Source organism: Jannaschia aquimarina (genome assembly GCF_000877395.1).
Lineage (GTDB): Bacteria > Pseudomonadota > Alphaproteobacteria > Rhodobacterales > Rhodobacteraceae > Jannaschia > Jannaschia aquimarina.
Map to the genome: position 1 here is coordinate 1 of NZ_JYFE01000007.1, position 17,219 is coordinate 17,219.

Below are 17,219 nucleotides of genomic sequence, written 5' to 3' on the forward strand. Positions count from 1 at the left end.
TCTCCGCAGTGGACCCGAGCGACAGCGTGATCGAAGATCGCGCGAGAGCATCCAGCGTTCGAACCAGGTCCCGACAGGCCCACCAGACACCCTTAGTCAGATCATCGGCCGGCCTCTTCACGGCGGGATCAGGCGGCGGCAGGATCGCCGGACGGGCCACAGCCGTCGTGACCCGGGTCTCGCCCCCCATCCGGCCCCCCGCCGCTGTTGCAGCGCCGCCGATCCCGCCTGCGGTCGTGAACGGCAGACCTTGCGTCAGGCCGTCGGGTCGCGCAGTCTCGCCGCGACGCAGCGAGGGGGCGCTCCATGGCCACAGTGATCACCTTGGCCCAGCAGAAGGGCGGGTCCGGAAAGACCACGCTCACCACCCATCTGGCCTGTGAACTGGCCGCACGGGGGCATAAGGTCGCGCTGATCGACACCGATCCGCAGGGCAGTCTGGGCCGCTGGTTCATGACCCGGTGGGAGCGGGAGACCGGCCTGAAGGGCGACATCACCTTCTCGACCTCATCGGCCTGGGGCGTGACCTTCGAGAGCCAGAAGCTGGCCAAGGATCACGACTACGTCCTCATCGACACGCCGCCCAAGATCGACAGCGATCTGAAGCCCGCGCTCAAGGCCGCCGATCTGGTCGTCGTCCCCGTCTCGGCCAGTCAGGTCGATCTCTGGGCAACCGAAGGCGTGCTGGATCTGGCCCAACGCGAGGGGATGCGCCCGCTGGCCGTCCTCAACCGCGCACGGGGCGGCACCAAGCTGACCGGCAAGGTCCTCGCGGCGCTGGACGAGCTGGAGGCCGACCCCGCCAAGACGGTGATCGGCCAGCGCGTCGCCTATGCCGAGGCCATCGGCGTGGGGCAGGGCGTCTGCGAGTTTCCCGGCGCCAAGGCGGCCTCCGAAGAGATGGCGACCCTGACCGACGAGATCCTGTCGCATCTGCGCTGACCGGCTCCGATACCGGAGCCGACGCCCCCCGCTACCCGGCGGTCTTCGATAGCATCCCCGCAATCTCGTCCTTCAGGCGCATCCGTTCACGGCGCATCTCGTGCTCATGCTCCTCGGCGCAGGGCTCCACGTTGGTCTCGGCGCGGTGAATCGCGCGGTTCACCTCGTGGTAGCGATCGGCGAGCTTCGCGAAATGCGCGTCGGTCTTGCGCAGTTCGGACATGCGCTCGGCCGCTTCGGGAAACTCCTCGTGAAGCTCGTGGGGGACGTGGGACATGGGACCTCCTCTTGTTATCGTGGCGGAGGTTCGCCGCGCGGGCCGGGCCGCGCCCTGAGCCAGATCAGGTGACGCTGCGGCATCCTGCGAATTGACTCGCCGATGCGCTCATGCGCTGGTCTGGCCCATGTCGGACATCGCCCGCCGCACCGCCCTGGCCGCGCTCGCCTACGTCACCGGCGTCTTCGCGTTGGGCTTCGCGCTGGGCGTGGTGCGGGTCACGCTGATCCTGCCCCACATGGACGAGATGCGCGCCGTCCTGATCGAGCTTCCGATCATGATCGCCGCCAGCGCGGTCCTGGCGATATGGGCCGTGAGGCGCTGGGGCGTGCCCGCCTCGATCGGGCCGCGCCTCGCGATGGGGGCGCTGGCCTTCACCCTGCTCATGGGGCTCGAACTCGGGCTGTCGGTCACCCTCTTCGGCGCGTCGGTCTCCGAGCATTTCGCCCGCTACGCGACGCCTCCGGCCTTTCTGGGTCTCGCGGCGCAACTGGTCTTCGCATCGCTCCCGGCCCTTCTTCTGCTTCGGCCGAAAGGTGCCCTCTAGCTATCCGGGGCGCCCATCCATCCGACCACGCCCCCCGCGTCCCGCTCGGCGGTGGTCCGATCTGCGAAGCCGCCGCGCGGCGGGTGCAGGCGCCGCCAGCCATGCCCGTCTTCCGGGTCGCGGCGGCATTCCACCCAGGCCCACCCGGCCTCGCCCTCGATCAGATCGACGCAGCGGTCGCCCGACGTGTCTTCCAGCGAGGCGCGGACGATCACCCGAATTCCCTCAGCCGCGCGACGTAGCGGGCCAGCGTGTCGATCTCCAGGTTCACCCGGTCGCCTTCGGCACGGTCGCCCCAGGTCGTGACCTGCTGCGTATGGGGGATCAGGTTCACACCGAAACGCGCGCCCTCGACCTCGTTCACCGTCAGCGATGTGCCCGCCAGCGCGACCGAGCCCTTGGGCGCCACGAATCGCGCCAGCGCGTCCGGCGCCTCGAACGTGTAGCGCAGCGAGTCGCCCTCGGGCCGGATCGAGACGATCTTGGCGACCCCGTCGACATGGCCGCTGACGATATGGCCGCCCAATTCGTCCCCGACCTTCAGCGACCGCTCCAGGTTCACGCGCGTCCCTTCGGCCCAATCGCCCAGCGCCGTCTTCGACAGGCTCTCGGCGCTGACATCGACATCGAACCAGTCCCCTGTTTCGTCGGGTCCCCGGTCCACGACCGTCAGGCAGCAACCGTCGCAGGCGATGGACGCACCCAGGTCGATCCCGCTGGCCGGGTAGGCCGTGCCCAGCCGGACGCGGCGGTCGCCGCGATCCTCGATGGCGCGGACGGTGCCGATATCGGTGACGATTCCGGTGAACATGGGCAGGCTCCTTCGGCCCGGCTGAGTGGGTCGGAGGCAGAACGGCCATCTTTCGCGCCCCGTGTCCACCCCCGTGTCCACCCGGTTTCCACCCCGTCTTCGCGCCGCCCGGCCCCGAGGCAGGGCCGCGCAGACCCGGCGGACCCGCGCCGGCACCTGGCGAATCCGGGGCGAAGGCCACATTTGCGCCACAATCACGCCTTCCAAAGGACACCACTTAACCGCACCTTAACCGCGTTTCTGTTTGCCGGGGTGGCGATGGTGCGCCGATTCCTTTTCCTCCAGGGCCCGCACGGGCCCTTCTTCGACCGGCTCGCGCGGCTCCTGCGCGCGGCGGGGGCGGAATGCTGGCGCGTGGGCTTCAACCACGGGGATGAGGCGTTCTGGTTCCACCGTGCGACCTACCTTCCCTTTCGCGACGCGCCCGAGGCGTGGCCCGCCACCTTCGACCGCATCTGCGACGAGAAGGGCATCACCGATCTCGTGCTCTACGGCGACACGCGCGACGTCCATGCCGCCGCGATCCAGGTCGCGCGCGCCCGTGGCCTGACGATCCACGTCTTCGAAGAGGGATATCTCCGCCCCTGGTGGGTCAGCTACGAGCGCGACGGCTCCAACGCCCATTCCCGCCTGATGGACAAGTCCGTGCCCGAGATGCAGGCCGCGCTGGCCGCGCTCGATCTCGACCTGCCGGACGCGCCCGCCCATTGGGGCGACATGCGCCACCACGTCTTCTACGGGATGCTCTATCACTGGTTCGTGCTGTCGCGGACGCTGGTGGCGGGGCGCTACCCCCATTACCGGCCCCATCGCGACGTGACCGTGGCGCATGAGTTCCGGCTGTACCTGCGGCGCCTCCTGACGATGCCCGCCACGGCCCTGCGGCGGCGCATCTCGCAATGGCGCATCACCCATGGCGGCTTTCCGTACCACCTGTGCCTGATGCAGCTCGAACACGATTCCAGCTTCCGGGCGCATTCCCCCTACGCCTCCATGACCGACTTCCTGGAGGAGGTGGTCGGCGCCTTCGCGCGCGGCGCGCCGACCCATCACCATCTGGTCTTCAAGGCCCACCCGCTGGAGGACGGGCGCGCCCCGATCCGCGCCACCCTGCGCCGTCTGACGGCCGAGCACGGACTGGACGGGCGCGTTCATTACCTGCGCGGCGGCAAGCTTGCCAGCCTCCTGAACGAGGCGCGCTCGGCGGTCACCGTGAACTCGACGGCGGCGCAACAGGCGCTCTGGCGGGGCCTTCCGGTCAAGGCGCTGGGCGCGTCGGTCTATTCAAAGCCCGAATTCGTCTCGGATCAGCCGCTCGAGCGTTTCTTCGCCGATCCCGACCGGCCCGACAGCCGGGCCTATCGCGACTACCGCCACTATCTCCTTGAAACGTCGCAGGTTGCGGGCGGCTTCTACTCGGCGCGCGGACGGCGACAATTGCTGCGCCAGGTCGTGGATATGATGCTTTCAGAACACGATCCCTACGATCGGCTTGCCACAGGAAAGCCCGCTCCGCGACAAAATCTCAAACTGGTGTCAGGTTAGACGGAACAGAATCATGCCCGGACGGGGGCCAACCCCCGCAAGAGGCTGACGAGGCAGAAAGGCAGATTCGTGAGCAGACCCATCTCCCTGGGGGCGAAGGCCGTTGCCGTGGCGCTCTGCGCGACGATCGTGGCGTCCTGCGGAACCCTCCCCCGCTCCGGCCCGAACAAGCGCGAGATCTACGCCGGTTCCGTCCAGCGTGAGGGCGATGCGTTCGTCGTCACCGTCAATCCCCGCGTCACCGCCGCCACCGCCGTCGTTCCGGCGGCGGGCTTCTCGACCCAGTTCCGCAACGCGGGACCGCTGGGCGCCGACGTGATCCGCCCCGGCGACACGCTGGGCCTGACCGTCTACGAGAACGTCTCCGACGGTCTGCTGGCCCCCGCGGGCGCCAGCGCCTCGGTCCTGGACGAGCTTCAGGTCGACGATCGCGGCTTCATCTTCGTTCCCTATGCCGGCCGGATCCGCGCCGCGGGGAACACGCCCGACGCGGTGCGCCAACTCATCACCCGCCGCCTGGACGAGCAGACGCCGGACCCGCAGGTCCTCGTGCGCCGCCTTGCCGGGGACGGGGCGACCGTCTCGGTCGTGGGCGCCGCCGGGGCGCAGGGCGTCTACCCGATCGAGCGGCCCACCCGCACCCTGACGTCCATGCTGGCCTCTGCCGGCGGCGTGGCGATTCCGCCCGAAGTGGCAAAGGTCACCGTCACGCGCGGCCACCTGTCCGAGACGATCTTCCTCAAGGATCTCTTCGCCCATCCGCAGCTCGACATCGCTCTGCGCGACGGCGACCGGATCTTCGTGGAGAACGACACGCGCGCCTTCACCGTCCTCGGCGCGACCGGCGCCCAGAGCCGCCTCGAATTCCAGACCGAGACCCTGTCGGCAATCGAGGCACTGGCCCAGGTCGGCGGTCTCAACGCGTCCATCGCCAACCCCACCGGCGTCTTCGTCTTCCGCAACGAGCCCGAGGAGATCGCCGAAACCGTTCTCGGCCGCGACGACCTGACAGGCGCCCAGCGTCTCGTCTACGTCCTCGACCTGACGGAGCCGAACGGCATGTTCGAGGCGCGCGACTTCCTGATCCGCGACGGCGACACCGTCTACGTGACCGAGGCGCCCATCGTCGGCTTCAACCGCACCGTGGCCGCGATCTTCGGCACGCTGGGCAGCGCCACCAGCGCGGCGGCCGCCGTCGGCGTGCAGTGATCCCGGTGGCCCGTACGGGTCGCCTCCCCCGCAAGGCCCGGCCCTTCGGCCGGGCCTTCGTCCGTTTGGTCGATCGCCCCTGTGATCCGGCTTGCCCGGAACGCATCTCCGGGTCGCCGAAGAGGCCGTCCCGTGACGGAGCCAAACGCGCTGCCTCGCTCTGGCAATCATGGCATGAAGACCCACACCGGCCCGCCCCATGACCGATCGCCTCATCGCGCGCTACGTGACCGGTGGCTTCCTGTCGCGCCGCATCCGCCGGATCGCCGCGCTGGGCGGGGTCGATCTGCGCCCCGGCTGGCCGCGTAAGGACGAGTCCGTCGCCGCCTGGGGCCACACGCCCTACGCCGCACGGGCGGAAAAGCTGGCCGCCCGCACCGGCGCGCCGATCCTGCGCATCGAGGATCCGTTCCTGCGCTCCCTCCATCCCGGCCGGTCGGGCGAGGCACCGCTGGGACTGCTGATCGACCGGCAGGCCTGTCATTTCGACTGCTCGCGGCCCTCGGATCTCGAAATCCTGCTGGCCACCCATCCGTTCGACGACGGCGCCGTGCTGTCCGCCGCGCGGCAAGGGATCGAGGAGTTCACGCGCCTCGGCGTCACCAAATACGCCGCCACCTTCGCTGACGAGGCACCGCCCCCCGGCTACGTCCTGGTGATCGACCAGACGCGCGGGGACGCCTCGATCCGGCTGGGCGGCGCGACGGAGACGACCTTCCGCGAGATGCTCATGATCGCGCGGGAGGAGCATCCGAACACCCCCCTCCTGATCAAGACCCATCCCGAAACGGCGGATGGTCACCGCGACGGCCACTTCACGGAGGCGGACGCCACCCATGGCGCCACGCTCGAAACCCGGCGCCTGTCGCCCGCCGCGCTTTTGTCAGGTGCCATCGCCGTCTACACCGTTTCCTCGCAACTGGGGTTCGAGGCGATCCTGCACGGCCACAAGCCCGCAACCTTCGGCCAGCCGTTCTACGCGGGCTGGGGCCTGACCGACGACCGCTTCCCCCCCGGCAGCGCCATCGAGACGCGGCGCTTCCGCAAGCTGACGCGCCCGCAACTCTTCGCGGGCGCGATGGGTCTCTACCCGGTCTGGTACGATCCCCATCGCGACGCGCGCGCCGGGGCGCTGGAAGTGATCCGCATCCTCGCTGCCCGCGCCCGCGCCTGGCGCGAGGATCGTGAAGGCTGGTCAGCGCCCGACATGCGCCTGTGGAAACGCGCGTCCCTGCGCCGGTTCCTGTCCGGCGATGTGACCTACCAGGAGGACCCGGACCGCCGGCGCCTGATATGGGGTGCGAAAGGGTTAACGGACGGCGATGCACCGTCTGTGCAGACGGGGGGTGCACAGGGGGTGCACAGGGGGTGCACACCGGAAACGGACGCTGAAGGGCAGGGTGTTAACGCCCCGGCGGTGCGGATCGAGGACGGATTCCTCCGCTCCCGCGGTCTGGGCGCAGAGCTGATCCCGCCTCTCTCGCTGGTGCTGGACCGGACCGGTATCTACTACGACCCAAGCCGGCCGTCCGATCTGGAGAAGATGATCGAACGGGCGGCGCAACTGCCCCACGAAGCCCTTGAACGCGCACGACAATTGCAGCGCGCCATCGTCGAGGCGGGCCTGTCGAAATACAACCTCGCCCGCCCCGTCCCCGATCTGCCGGAGGAGTATATCCTCGTGGTCGGGCAGGTCTCCGACGACGCCTCCGTCGTGCTGGGCAAGGGCGGCGACAATGCCGCCCTCTTGCGGGCCGCACGGGCCGCGCATCCCGACAAGGCATTGATTTACAAACCGCATCCGGATGTCGAGGCCGGTCTTCGCGACGGCGCCATCGACGCCGCCGAAGCCGATCTCGTCGCCGCCCAGGGCCCTGCGGTCCCGCTTGTGTCGGGCGCGACGCGGGTCTGGACCATGACGTCGCTCATGGGCTTCGAGGCGCTGCTGCGCGGCGTGCCCGTCACCACCACCGGCGCGCCCTTCTATGCCGGGTGGGGCTTGACCGACGACCGGGGAGCCGTCCCCCTCCGCCGCCGCGCCGCGCGCCCCTCGCTGGAGGCGTTGGTCCACGCGGTTCTCATTGAATACCCACGCTATTTCGACCCCGTGACGGGCACTGCCTGCCCCCCGGAAACCATCGTCCACCGCCTGACCCACGGCCCGATGCCCAGTCCGGGTCCAGCCAACCGGATGCTGTCCAAGGCCCAGGGCGCGCTGGCCAGCTATGCCCATCTCTGGCGCTGACCGAGCCGTCCGGGTCGAAAGCCGCCTGTGGGCAATAGGGCTGCGATAGACCGGAAATCACAGGATGCTTCGCATTGCCGGCAATGCTCCGGCGTCGGATCGGAGTGTCGGTCCCTCCACCACGCTCGCGCTTGACGGCCACCCCTGTCGCCACCGGTCACACCCCGCCTGACCTCACAACCGCTTGCCCAGCGATACCTCCAACCCGCTGCCCAGCCGGTCGGTGGTCCAGTGGCGCCGCCATTCCTGCAACCCCGCGGCCGCGAAAAGGGAAAGCGTCCGGTCGTCCGCTGCGTCGGCGGCCGCTTCGACGCGGTTGGCGCGGATCTCCCGCGCGGCGAGCGCGAGCGCGGCGTCGATGGCCGGGACGAGGCGCGCGGGCTCGACCCCCTCGGCCGCCGTCACCCCCAAGTGGATCGTCTTGCGGTTCTGGGCCATGGCAAGGATGGCCAGGGGGACCTCCGCCTCCTCCACGATAAGGATCGTGGCGCCCAGATTGTGCAACAGCCGACCACGCTTCCGGATGCGGACCACTTCGGCAAGCTCGGCGTCGGACCTGTGGTCGACAGTGCGGAAGCCGCGTTCGGCATCGGTGTTCCAGAGCGCGCGCAGGGTCGGAGCGTCGGCGGCCTCGGCCCGGCGCAGGGTCATCTCGGCGATCTGGATCGGAAGGCCCATGGCTTGCGTTTCGCGCGCGGCCGGCCTCTGATCAAGGCAGGACATACGAGGCGCCCCATGATCCACGGCATAGGCCACAATTCCCGACACGACCCGAACGGCTACTCCGGCCGGTTGCATCAATGGCGCCGGGCGCGGGCGGATCTGCTGGGCAAGACGCTGCCGGTCGAGGTGATCCGCATGCGCGTGCGCCGGGCCGAAGCGCTGGGCCTAGACTTCCGGACCTATGCGGGCGTGCGCGCGGCGACTGGACGGGACGTCGTGGCGATGCTGTTCTCATCGGGCGCGGTGGGCATGTTGCGCCGGGCGGAACTGGACGCGCGCGCCGCCGCCAAGCTGGCGCGCGTCGAGGCGCAACGCGGCGTGCTGGTCCATGCGCCGCTGGCCCTCGACGCGCCGCCGCCCCTGGACTGGGCCGACCGCGCGCCCGCCTTCACCGAAAGCTGGGCCGCCATGCGCGACCGCCTGCGCGGTGTCCTGATCGAGCGGCGCCTGCCGGGGGATGCCGTGCTGCTGGTGGGCGCCACCGGGGCGGAGCGCGAGTGGTGCGCCGCCATGGGTGCCGCCGGCTGGATCGACGCGGAGCGTTACTTCGCGGCGTGACGGCGCGCGCCGCTGCGCCGCACTGGCCGTCGCGCGGCGGGGGGGCTAGAACCACCTTCGAACAGGAGGTGCCCCATGGCCGACCCCATCCCCTTCGAGCAGCCGGGCCCCGTCGAGCGGGACCATGGCGACATCATCTCTTCGATCGAGGACATCATCGAGGATGCGCGCAACGGGCGCATGTTCATCCTCGTGGACCACGAGGACCGGGAGAACGAGGGCGACCTCGTGATCCCCGCGCAGATGGCCACGCCCGACGCGGTGAACTTCATGGCCACCCACGGGCGCGGGCTGATCTGCCTGACCCTGCCGGGCGAGCGGATCGACGCGCTTGGCCTGCCGCTGATGGCGTCGAACAATTCGTCGCGCCACGAGACGGCCTTCACCGTGTCGATCGAGGCGCGCGAAGGGGTCTCCACCGGCATCAGCGCCCATGACCGCGCGCGCACCGTCGCCGTGGCCATCGACGCGACCAAGGGCGCGCAGGACATCGCCACGCCGGGTCACGTCTTTCCCTTGCGGGCGCGCGACGGCGGCGTGCTGGTCCGCGCCGGACATACCGAGGCTGCGACCGACATCGCGCGTCTGGCCGGACTGATCCCGGCTGGCGTCATCTGCGAGATCATGAAGGAGGACGGGTCGATGGCCCGTCTGCCGGACCTGATCGCCTTCGCTCAGCGCCATGGCCTGAAGATCGGCACGATCAGCGACCTGATCGCCTATCGGCGCCGCCACGACAATCTGGTCCGCCAGACCGACAGCCGGACGGTGTCTGCCCGGGTGGGGGGCGACTGGCTGATGCGCATCTTCTCCGACGAGACGCAGGGGGCGGAGCATATTGTCCTTACCAAGGGCGACCTGTCGGCGCCGGGCCCGGTTCTGGTGCGCATGCATGCGCTGAACCCGATGGAGGACGTCCTCGGCATCGGCGGCTCCGATCTCGCGGGCGCCATGGGCGTCATCGCCGAGGAGGGACGCGGCGTCGTCGTCCTGCTGCGCGACACGGAAATGAAGCTGGATCCCGGCGGGGTCTCGCCCGAGAAGCTGCGTCGCTACGGTCTGGGCGCGCAGATCCTCGCGGCGCTGGGCATCCACGAGATGGAGCTGGTCACCAATTCCGGCGCGCCGAAGGTGGTCGGCCTCGAAGCCTATGGCCTCAGCATCGCGGGCACCCGTCCGATCCCGCAGGACGATTGAGATGGCGGGCCATTCCGACAACGTGCTGGATCTGCCGTCCTTCGATGAGGCGCCCAGGGTCCTGATCGTGATCGCACCCTATTACGGGGCGATCAGCGCGGCACAGCTCGCCTCGGCCCGCGCGTGGCTGGAGAAGGCGGGCGCGATCCACGAGACGGTCGAGGTGCCCGGCTCGCTGGAAGTGCCCACGGCCATCGGCATCGCACACCGCCAGGCGGAGTACGACGGCTATATCGCGCTGGGTTGCGTGATCCGCGGGCGGACCTCGCATTACGACATCGTCGTGAACGAAAGCGCGCGGGCGATCTCGACGCTGGGGCTGGCGGGGGCGTGCATCGGCAACGGCATCATCACCGTCGAGAACATGGAGCAGGCCGAGGAACGTGCCGATGCGGACCGGCTGGACACGGCCGGCGCGGCGGCTCAGGCGGCGCTGCACCTGATCGCGTTGCAGCGGCGGATGAAGAAGGCGCCGTCCGGCGTGGGCTTCAAGCCCGGCAGCTTTCAGCACGATGCGGCGGGCAAGGGGCCCACGGTGGCCTAGGCGTCGGGGGCGCGCGGCGTCACGGCGCCAATGCCTGCGGCAGCCAGAGCGCCAGCCCCGGAAAGGCGATCAGCGCCGCGGCCATCGCCAGCATGGTCAGGGCATAGGGGATCGCGCCCGCCATCACCTCGGACAAACGGCCGGATCGGCGCGCGCCCTGCACGACATAGAGGTTCAACCCCACCGGCGGGGTGATCAGCGCCATCTCGATCAGGACGATCATCAGGATCCCGAACCAGACGGGATCGTAGCCCAGCCCCGTCACCAGCGGCACCACGATGGGGATGGTCACCACCATCAGGCTGAGCGTCTCGATGAAGAATCCCAGCACCACGTAGAGCAGCACGATCACCAGCAGGAGCGGCAGCGGATCGAGGCCCAGCCCGGTCAGCATGTCCTGCAATTCGCGCCCCAGCCCGGCGGAGGCCAGCGCGAAGTTCAGGAACGAGGCGCCGATGACCACCAGCATGATCATCGCCGTGATCCTGACCGTGCCAAGCAGCGCGTCGCGCAGCATGGCCCAGGTGATGCCCGACGTCAGCGCCGCGATCACGAGTGCGCCGGCGACACCCACGGCGGCGGCCTCGGTCGGGGTGGCCCATCCGGCATAGATGCTGCCGACCACGGCGCCCAGCAGCGCGATCACCGGCAGGAGGTCCGCAAGACCCCGCACCATCTCGCCCCAGGGGAAGGTGCGCCGCTCCCCGCCCAGGGACGGGCGCCACAGGCACAGGATGGCGGTCACGACCAGGAAGGCGAGCGCCAGCAGCAGGCCGGGCAGGAGCCCCGCAAGGAAAAGCTGCGGGATCGAGGTCTGGGTCAGGAAGCCGTAGACGATCAGGTTGATGGAAGGCGGGATCATGATCCCCAGCGTCCCGCCCGCCGCGATGGCCCCCGAGAAGAGGCGCGGATCGTAGCCCATCCGCTCGGCCTGCGGCATGGCGACGGTCGCGACCGTGGCCGCCGTCGCCACCGAGGAGCCGGACGTGGCCGAGAACATCGTCGCCGTCGCGACATTCGCGTGGACCAGCCCGCCGGGCAGCCACGACACCCAGCGGTCGAGCGCCGCGTAGGTGCGCGTGGCGATGCCTGAGCGGACGAGGATCTCTCCGAGCAGGACGAAGAACGGAATCGCGATCAACGTGGCCGAGTTGGACGAGGACCAGATCAGGTTCCCCAGCCCCCGGCTCAGCGGAAACGGAGAGGCCAGCCAGTCGATCCCGAAGGCGAGCAGGAACAGCACGACGCCCACGGGGATCGAGAGCGCCAGTAGGCCCAGAAGGCCGGCGGAGAGCCACAGGATCACGAATGGACCTCCGCCGCGTCCACCTCGGAGACGGTCCCGGCGGCCCGTTCCGCGGCCTCCAGATCGCCGCGCAGGATCAGCACAAGCGCGCAGACCGTGACGATCCAGGCGGTCAGGGCGAACCAGAGCCAGCCCAGCATCCACGGCACCTGCACCCAGGCGAGCGGCGTCTCCAGCGGCGTGTTCGCGCGGCTGCCATTGGTCAGCGAGCGTTCCACCACCGGCCAGCACCGCCAGGCGATCGCGGCCAGCACGCCCGAGAGCGAGGCCATCGACAGAATGTCCAGAAGCGCCCGGCCCCGCGCGGCGAGCCGGGTGCGCAGCACGTCGATGCGCACATGGGCCAATTCGCACAGCGCAAAGCCCATGGCCCATCCGCTCGCGATGGCCATGGCATAGCCCGAGATCTCGTCGGTGCCCCCGAAGGAGGCGCCGACCTGACGCAGCCCGATATCGAGCAGCGTCAGCATCGCGGTGGCGAGCAGGCCGAGCCCGACCAGCAGCGCGACCGCCCGGTTGGCCGCCCGCAGCTTCGAGAGGACGGCCCCGGCCATTGCGGTCACTCGATCTCGACGCCGACCGCCGCGCCGACCGACGCGTTCCAGCGCGCCTTCCAGTCGCCGCCCGCGCGCTCGGCCCAGTCAGGCAGGACCTGGGTCAGGAGGATTTCGCGCGCCCGCGCGATGTCGTCCTCGGTGGCCTCGACCAGCGTCATCGACCGGGCCTCGCCCGCCGGACATTCGCCGTTGCCGGTCAGGCAGGCGATGTCGTTCGAGAGCGCGTCCTGCGCGACGTCCCAGGCGGGATCCTCGAACCGGCTTTCCGCCAGTTCGGTCAAGGCGGCCTGCTCATCGGCGCTCAGCGCGGTCCAGCGGTCCAGGTTCACCGCGGTCACCACGCTGTCCCAGCCGCCTAGGGGGATCGGCAGCAGATGGGTCGACACTTCCCACCAGCCGGCGGAATAGCCCGAACCGGCGCCGGTGACGGCGCAATCGACCACGCCGCGTTGCAGGGCGCCCGGCACCTCGGCGAAGCCGACATTGACGCCCTCCGCTCCCAGCGCCTCCAGGAAGAGCGCGGTCATCCGGCCGGAGGCGCGGACCTTCAGGCCCTCCAGATCGTCCAGCCCGCCGATCTCGGCGTTGCAGAAGACGACCTGCGGCGGGTAGGGCGCGACGGCCAGCACATGGCTGTTGAAGCGATCGGCGTAGATGTCGGATACCAGCGGCTTGGCGGCGTCGACCATGGCGCGGGCCGACGCGGCGTCCATCGCGATCATGGGCACGTCCAGCCCCTCCAGTTCGGGCGCGTCGGCGACGGCGTAATCGGCGACGGTCATCGCCACGTCGTAGACCCCGTCGCCCAGCAGGCGGAAGACATCGCCCACGCCCAGCCCCATTTGGTCATGCGTGGTCAGCGCGACGTCGAGGCCGGTCTCGGCCGGGACGGTCTCGGACCAGAAGGGGGCCTCGAACTCCTTGTGCAGCGGCAGGCCGGACCACGAGCCGACGACCGACAGGTCCTGGGCCACGGCGGGCAGGCTGAGGGCCGCGAGCGCGGTCCCGGCGAGTAACGTCTTCATGGCATGACTCCTTGTTGGTCGGGTATTCGGCCCGGTGCGACCGGGGGCGCATCGGCATCCTCGGCCATGTCGCAGATCAGCATGTGGCCGGGTGTGTGGGTGATCGCGAAAGGCAGCTTCGCCCCCGCCAGCGCGGCTTGCGGCGTGACCCCGCAGGCCCAGAACATCGGCACGTGCCCGGCAGGCAGCGGGACCGGATCGCCCCAGTCCGGCGCGCCCGCATCCGCGATGCCGAGGGCGGCCGGGTCGCCGGTATGGACCGGGGCGCCATGGGCCTGGGGATAGCGGGCGCTGATGGCCGCCGCTTCGCGTGCGCGGTCCTCGGGGATCATCCGCAGGCTGACGACCATCGGCCCGGCGAATGGCCCCGCCGGCACCGTCGGCCTGGTCGAGCGGAACATCGGCACCGTGCGGTCGTGCGTCACGTGCCAGAGGTCGATCCCGGCCGCGATCAGCGCATGTTCGAAGGTGAAAGAGCATCCGAGCGCCACGCCCACCAGATCGTCCGACCAGAGATCGCAGATATCGGGCGCGTCGCCCGCCGGCACGCCGTCACGGTGGATGCGGTAGGAGGGCAGGTCGGTGCGCAGGTCGATATCGCCCAGCGTCGGCATCCGGGGATCGCCCGTATCGCCCACGCCCACGATCGGACAGGGCTTGGGATTGCGCAGGCAGAATCGCAGGAAGTCGAGCGCATGCGCCTCGGGCAGGATCACGAGATTGGCCTGAAGGCGCCCCGGCGCCAGCCCGGCCGTATGACCGCGATAGGCGCCGTTGCGGATCGCCGCGCGGACGTCCTTCAGATCGCGGCCGATCAGATCCTCGTATCGCATCCCGCCCTCCTGCCCTCGAACGGTCCCGCAGGTCAGGCATAGACGCAAATCAGATTTTGTTGCGGTCACTCATAAGAGAATTCTATCGCGACCTCCCGGGCGATCCCGGCGGCCGAGGTGACGGCATGGCTCGGGGGCTCGACCCGGTAGGCGGCGACGAAGCGCAGCGCCGGCAGGTCGAAGCCCGGATCGAACCGCACCAGCGTGCCGCGCGCGATCCCCTCGGCCACCATCGGGGCGGGCATCGCGCCGACGCAGAGCCCGCGCTCGATCAGCCGCAGCGCCGCCGACAGCGACGCGGACGGAAAGGGCGAGGGCGCGCCGCCCAGGTTTTCGCGCAGGGCCTCGACCAGTTCCCGGAACGGGCGCGTGACCCGGCTGAAGCTGACGATCGGCTTCGCCAGCAGGAGGTCGGGCCGCTCCACCGCCGATCCCGCGGCGGCGCACCAGGCCAGCGGCACGTCCGGCAGCGCGACATTGTCGATCCCCGCATGGGAGAGCGGCCCCAGAAGCAGGCCCAGATCCAGCCGCCCCTCGAGCAGCCGTTCGCGCAGGGCGATTGTGACATCGACGTCCAGTTCGATGGTCAGCCTCGGCCAGCGGCGGTGGATCGCCTCCACGAAGTCCGGCAGCCAGGTCTGCGCGATCGTCTCGGAGGCGCCGATGCGGAGCAGTCCCTCGATGGCCTCCGGGTCGATCACGTCCCGCTCGATCGCGTCCGCCAGCGCATCGAGCCGTTCGGCATGGCGCAGGAGCAGCTCGCCCCGCTTGGTCAGCCGCATCCCCCGTGCCTCGCGGGTGAAGAGCTGGGCGCCCAATTGCGTCTCCAGGCCCCGGATCCGTGCGGTCACGGCGGGTTGCGTCAGGTGCAGCACATCGGCCGCGCGGCCGATCCCGCCGGATCGGACGACCTGCACAAAGGTCCTGATCTGCTCGAAATTCAGCCGCCGCAAGGTCCGCTTTCCCGGCCCGGTCCGCTGCCGGTCCGCCGTGACGCCGACCTCCCGGTCGCCGCGTCCCGCTTCGGGGCGGAGGGGGCCTCAGCCAAACCCGTAATAGGCCAGCACCCGGTTGTACCAGTGCCCCTCGATCCGGTCGCCCAACTCGTGCAGGTCGGGCGCTTCGCCGACCTGGCTCGCGTCGCAGGACAGGTGCAGGTCGCCCGCGTTCCAGTCGATCTTCGAGAGCGCCTCGGCGGGGATCACGCGCTGATGGGCCGTCCCGCCGGGCCCCGAATTCACCACGATCATCGCGACGCGCCGCTTTTCGGTGTCGACGATGAGGTCGAGTACGGTTCCCGCGGCCTCGCCGTCGGCGCCGGTCACCGGCGCGCCTTCCGCCGCCGACAGGTAGGCCAGTGCGGAGCCGTCCTCCGCCGCGGCGACATCGGCCGGATCGGGCAGGGCGTCCGGGGCGCACAGCACGGCGACCGGCCCGTCCGATCCGGCGTCACCGGCCTCCGCCTCCGAGATCGCGGCGGGCCAGACGTTTGCCGACAGGTCGGGCGCACCGAACGCGGCGGCCCGGATGGCGCAGCCCTGACCCTCGAACCACCGGCGCAGGCGTGTCGCAACATGGGTGACGTCCGTGCCGTCGCGCCGCGCGAGCAGGTCCGCGACCTGATGGTGGGCCCCGTCGGTACTCTCGACGGAGAGCGTCTGCAGATCGCGCAATCGAATGAGCATGGTCAAATCCTGCCTGAGAGTCGTGCCGCGCAGCTAACCCCACGTCAGCGGGGATCGCAACGCCCCCGCGCCCCCGTTGGACGCCCCTCCCCATTGACCCCGCCCGTCCACGCGCCTACCTGCCGCGTCCATGCCGAACACCGATCCAGACGACGCCCGCGCCCTGAGGCGCCGCATGCGTTCAGCCGCGCGCCTCTATGCCGTGCAGGCCCTCTACCAGATGGAGGCGATGGAGCAGTCGCTCGACAAGGTACGCGCCGAATTCGAGGACCATCGCTTCGGCATGGTGATCGACGGGATCGAGTTCTCCGAAGGCAATGTTGACCATTTCCGCCAGATCCTGACGGAAGCCGTCAGCCGGCAGGCGGCCATCGACAAGGCGACCGATCGGGCTCTGGTCGCCAAATGGCCGATCGGTCGGATCGACCCGGTATTGAGGGCCCTGTTCCGGGCCGCTGGTGCCGAACTGATGGCCTTCGACACGCCGCCCAAGGTCGTGATCACCGAATATATCGAAGTCGCGCGCGCCTTCTTTCCCGAGGGCAAGGAAGCGGGCTTTGTGAATGCCGTGCTCGACCACATGGCGCGGGAGGCGAAGCCCGGAGCCTTCGCGTGACCGCGCGCCCGCACCGCAACTTTTACGGCCGGACCAAGGGCAAGCACCTGAAGGCCAGCCATGAACGCTATCTCGAAGAGGATCTCGCCGCCCACTCCCCCGGCCCCGTCGGTTGGGACGAGAACCCGGAGCGCGCGGCGCTGGACCTCGATGCGCTCTTCGGGGGGCGTGATGTCTGGCTTGAGATCGGCTTCGGCGGCGGCGAGCATCTGGTCGCGCAGGCGGCGGCTCATCCGGATATCGGCATCATCGGGGCGGAGCCTTATATCAACGGCACGGCGATGTTGCTGGGCAAGCTCCGCGACGCGAAGGTGCGGAACGTGCGCATCCATCCAGGCGACGTGCGCGATCTCTTCGACGTGCTCCCGGACCGGAGCGTGGCGAAGGCGTTCCTGCTCTATCCCGACCCCTGGCCCAAGACCCGCCACCACCGCCGCCGCTTCGTGACGCCCGAGCATCTGGAGCCGCTGGCGCGCGTCCTGAAGCCCGGCGCCGAGTTCCGCGTTGCGACCGATATTCCAGACTATGTGCGCCAGACGTTGGAGCAGGTCCCGCGCCACGGCTTTCGCTGGACCGCCGAAGGACCGCGTGGCTGGAGC

At 69.9% G+C, this 17,219-nt stretch carries 21 protein-coding genes; 10 read left to right on the plus strand and 11 right to left on the minus strand.

The window, feature by feature from the left end; translation table 11 throughout:
* On the minus strand, positions 1–190 hold a 190-nt coding region (locus jaqu_RS22010), incomplete at its 3' end, for a hypothetical protein (protein WP_043917120.1).
* Positions 191–306: 116 nt separating this feature from the next.
* Here jaqu_RS22010 and parA point away from each other — a divergent pair.
* Positions 307–942, plus strand: coding sequence for a ParA family partition ATPase (gene parA, locus jaqu_RS01245; protein ID WP_043917121.1), 636 nt, complete (start codon positions 307–309; stop codon positions 940–942).
* Positions 943–973: 31 nt separating this feature from the next.
* Here the strand turns inward: parA and jaqu_RS01250 are convergent, their stop codons facing one another.
* On the minus strand, positions 974–1,219 hold the full coding sequence (locus jaqu_RS01250; protein WP_043917122.1) for a YdcH family protein: 246 nt from the start codon (positions 1,217–1,219) through the stop codon (positions 974–976).
* Positions 1,220–1,346: 127 nt separating this feature from the next.
* Between jaqu_RS01250 and jaqu_RS01255 the strand changes: the two genes are divergently transcribed.
* On the plus strand, positions 1,347–1,766 hold the full coding sequence (locus jaqu_RS01255) for a hypothetical protein (protein WP_052500702.1): 420 nt from the start codon (positions 1,347–1,349) through the stop codon (positions 1,764–1,766).
* Here jaqu_RS01255 and jaqu_RS01260 read toward each other — a convergent pair.
* Complete coding sequence (locus jaqu_RS01260) at positions 1,763–1,981, minus strand: hypothetical protein (RefSeq protein WP_043917123.1); 219 nt, start codon at positions 1,979–1,981, stop codon at positions 1,763–1,765. The two genes, jaqu_RS01255 and jaqu_RS01260, sit on opposite strands and share 4 nt — an antisense overlap.
* Positions 1,978–2,577, minus strand: a complete 600-nt coding sequence (locus jaqu_RS01265; protein ID WP_043917124.1) for a riboflavin synthase — start codon at positions 2,575–2,577, stop codon at positions 1,978–1,980. Before jaqu_RS01265 ends, jaqu_RS01260 begins: the two co-directional genes overlap by 4 nt.
* A gap of 258 nt (positions 2,578–2,835) precedes the next feature.
* Here jaqu_RS01265 and jaqu_RS01270 point away from each other — a divergent pair, with 258 nt between their 5' ends.
* The 3 genes from jaqu_RS01270 to jaqu_RS01280 all read left to right on the plus strand — a co-directional run bounded on the left by jaqu_RS01270 (position 2,836) and on the right by jaqu_RS01280 (position 7,576).
* Entirely contained in the window at positions 2,836–4,122 is a 1,287-nt protein-coding gene (locus tag jaqu_RS01270; RefSeq protein ID WP_043917125.1) for a capsule biosynthesis protein, read from the plus strand.
* Positions 4,123–4,191: 69 nt separating this feature from the next.
* Entirely contained in the window at positions 4,192–5,331 is a 1,140-nt protein-coding gene (locus tag jaqu_RS01275; protein WP_236687706.1) for a polysaccharide biosynthesis/export family protein, read from the plus strand.
* A 199-nt stretch (positions 5,332–5,530) separates the two neighbouring features.
* Positions 5,531–7,576, plus strand: coding sequence for a capsular polysaccharide biosynthesis protein (locus jaqu_RS01280; protein ID WP_043917126.1), 2,046 nt, complete (start codon positions 5,531–5,533; stop codon positions 7,574–7,576).
* Between the two features lie 174 nt (positions 7,577–7,750).
* On the opposite strand, the gene jaqu_RS01285 is transcribed toward jaqu_RS01280, so the two are convergent.
* Positions 7,751–8,254 (minus strand): hypothetical protein, encoded by a 504-nt coding sequence (locus tag jaqu_RS01285; RefSeq protein WP_043917127.1) that lies wholly within the window; start codon positions 8,252–8,254, stop codon positions 7,751–7,753.
* A gap of 57 nt (positions 8,255–8,311) precedes the next feature.
* On the opposite strand from jaqu_RS01285, the gene jaqu_RS01290 reads away from it, so the two are divergent.
* The 3 genes from jaqu_RS01290 (at position 8,312) to jaqu_RS01300 (ending at position 10,598) form a co-directional block, all read left to right on the plus strand.
* Positions 8,312–8,857 (plus strand): hypothetical protein, encoded by a 546-nt coding sequence (locus jaqu_RS01290; RefSeq protein WP_043917128.1) that lies wholly within the window; start codon positions 8,312–8,314, stop codon positions 8,855–8,857.
* 75 nt (positions 8,858–8,932) lie between these two features.
* The gene (gene ribB, locus jaqu_RS01295) at positions 8,933–10,054 is read left to right on the plus strand and encodes a 3,4-dihydroxy-2-butanone-4-phosphate synthase (protein WP_043917129.1); all 1,122 of its coding nucleotides are present in this window, start codon (positions 8,933–8,935) and stop codon (positions 10,052–10,054) included.
* Between the two features lies 1 nt (position 10,055).
* Positions 10,056–10,598: a 6,7-dimethyl-8-ribityllumazine synthase gene (locus tag jaqu_RS01300; RefSeq protein WP_043917130.1), complete on the plus strand. Its 543-nt coding sequence runs from the start codon at positions 10,056–10,058 to the stop codon at positions 10,596–10,598.
* A 19-nt stretch (positions 10,599–10,617) separates the two neighbouring features.
* On the opposite strand, the gene jaqu_RS01305 is transcribed toward jaqu_RS01300, so the two are convergent.
* From jaqu_RS01305 to jaqu_RS01330, 6 genes are all read right to left on the minus strand, one after another.
* A complete protein-coding gene (locus jaqu_RS01305) occupies positions 10,618–11,901 on the minus strand; it encodes a TRAP transporter large permease (RefSeq protein WP_392387211.1) in 1,284 nt (427 codons plus the stop codon).
* The gene (locus jaqu_RS01310; RefSeq protein ID WP_043917132.1) at positions 11,901–12,458 is read right to left on the minus strand and encodes a TRAP transporter small permease subunit; all 558 of its coding nucleotides are present in this window, start codon (positions 12,456–12,458) and stop codon (positions 11,901–11,903) included. Before jaqu_RS01310 ends, jaqu_RS01305 begins: the two co-directional genes overlap by 1 nt.
* Positions 12,459–12,463: 5 nt before the next feature.
* Positions 12,464–13,486 (minus strand): TRAP transporter substrate-binding protein, encoded by a 1,023-nt coding sequence (locus tag jaqu_RS01315; protein ID WP_043917133.1) that lies wholly within the window; start codon positions 13,484–13,486, stop codon positions 12,464–12,466.
* Positions 13,483–14,319 (minus strand): putative hydro-lyase, encoded by an 837-nt coding sequence (locus jaqu_RS01320; RefSeq protein WP_043917134.1) that lies wholly within the window; start codon positions 14,317–14,319, stop codon positions 13,483–13,485. The genes jaqu_RS01315 and jaqu_RS01320 overlap by 4 nt, the downstream gene beginning before the upstream one ends.
* A 65-nt stretch (positions 14,320–14,384) precedes the next feature.
* Positions 14,385–15,272: a LysR family transcriptional regulator gene (locus tag jaqu_RS01325; protein WP_052500703.1), complete on the minus strand. Its 888-nt coding sequence runs from the start codon at positions 15,270–15,272 to the stop codon at positions 14,385–14,387.
* An 87-nt stretch (positions 15,273–15,359) separates the two neighbouring features.
* A complete protein-coding gene (locus jaqu_RS01330; RefSeq protein ID WP_043917135.1) occupies positions 15,360–16,004 on the minus strand; it encodes a PRC-barrel domain-containing protein in 645 nt (214 codons plus the stop codon).
* Between the two features lie 175 nt (positions 16,005–16,179).
* On the opposite strand from jaqu_RS01330, the gene nusB reads away from it, so the two are divergent.
* Positions 16,180–16,620 (plus strand): transcription antitermination factor NusB, encoded by a 441-nt coding sequence (nusB, locus tag jaqu_RS22015; RefSeq protein WP_236687707.1) that lies wholly within the window; start codon positions 16,180–16,182, stop codon positions 16,618–16,620.
* Positions 16,617–17,219: tRNA (guanine(46)-N(7))-methyltransferase TrmB (gene trmB, locus jaqu_RS01340; RefSeq protein WP_043917137.1), on the plus strand; the 603-nt coding region annotated here is incomplete at its 3' end. The genes nusB and trmB, both read left to right, overlap by 4 nt.

Bases quoted from the DNA above. Each gene is read 5' to 3' on its own strand.
- parA (WP_043917121.1), top strand. From the start codon at position 307: ATGGCCACAGTGATCACCTTGGCCCAGCAGAAGGGCGGGTCCGGAAAG.
- jaqu_RS01250 (WP_043917122.1), bottom strand. From the start codon at position 1,219: ATGTCCCACGTCCCCCACGAGCTTCACGAGGAGTTTCCCGAAGCGGCC.
- jaqu_RS01255 (WP_052500702.1), top strand. From the start codon at position 1,347: ATGTCGGACATCGCCCGCCGCACCGCCCTGGCCGCGCTCGCCTACGTC.
- jaqu_RS01265 (WP_043917124.1), bottom strand. From the start codon at position 2,577: ATGTTCACCGGAATCGTCACCGATATCGGCACCGTCCGCGCCATCGAG.
- jaqu_RS01270 (WP_043917125.1), top strand. From the start codon at position 2,836: ATGGTGCGCCGATTCCTTTTCCTCCAGGGCCCGCACGGGCCCTTCTTC.
- jaqu_RS01280 (WP_043917126.1), top strand. From the start codon at position 5,531: ATGACCGATCGCCTCATCGCGCGCTACGTGACCGGTGGCTTCCTGTCG.
- jaqu_RS01285 (WP_043917127.1), bottom strand. From the start codon at position 8,254: ATGGGCCTTCCGATCCAGATCGCCGAGATGACCCTGCGCCGGGCCGAG.
- jaqu_RS01290 (WP_043917128.1), top strand. From the start codon at position 8,312: ATGATCCACGGCATAGGCCACAATTCCCGACACGACCCGAACGGCTAC.
- ribB (WP_043917129.1), top strand. From the start codon at position 8,933: ATGGCCGACCCCATCCCCTTCGAGCAGCCGGGCCCCGTCGAGCGGGAC.
- jaqu_RS01300 (WP_043917130.1), top strand. From the start codon at position 10,056: ATGGCGGGCCATTCCGACAACGTGCTGGATCTGCCGTCCTTCGATGAG.
- jaqu_RS01310 (WP_043917132.1), bottom strand. From the start codon at position 12,458: ATGGCCGGGGCCGTCCTCTCGAAGCTGCGGGCGGCCAACCGGGCGGTC.
- jaqu_RS01315 (WP_043917133.1), bottom strand. From the start codon at position 13,486: ATGAAGACGTTACTCGCCGGGACCGCGCTCGCGGCCCTCAGCCTGCCC.
- jaqu_RS01320 (WP_043917134.1), bottom strand. From the start codon at position 14,319: ATGCGATACGAGGATCTGATCGGCCGCGATCTGAAGGACGTCCGCGCG.
- jaqu_RS01330 (WP_043917135.1), bottom strand. From the start codon at position 16,004: ATGCTCATTCGATTGCGCGATCTGCAGACGCTCTCCGTCGAGAGTACC.
- nusB (WP_236687707.1), top strand. From the start codon at position 16,180: ATGCGTTCAGCCGCGCGCCTCTATGCCGTGCAGGCCCTCTACCAGATG.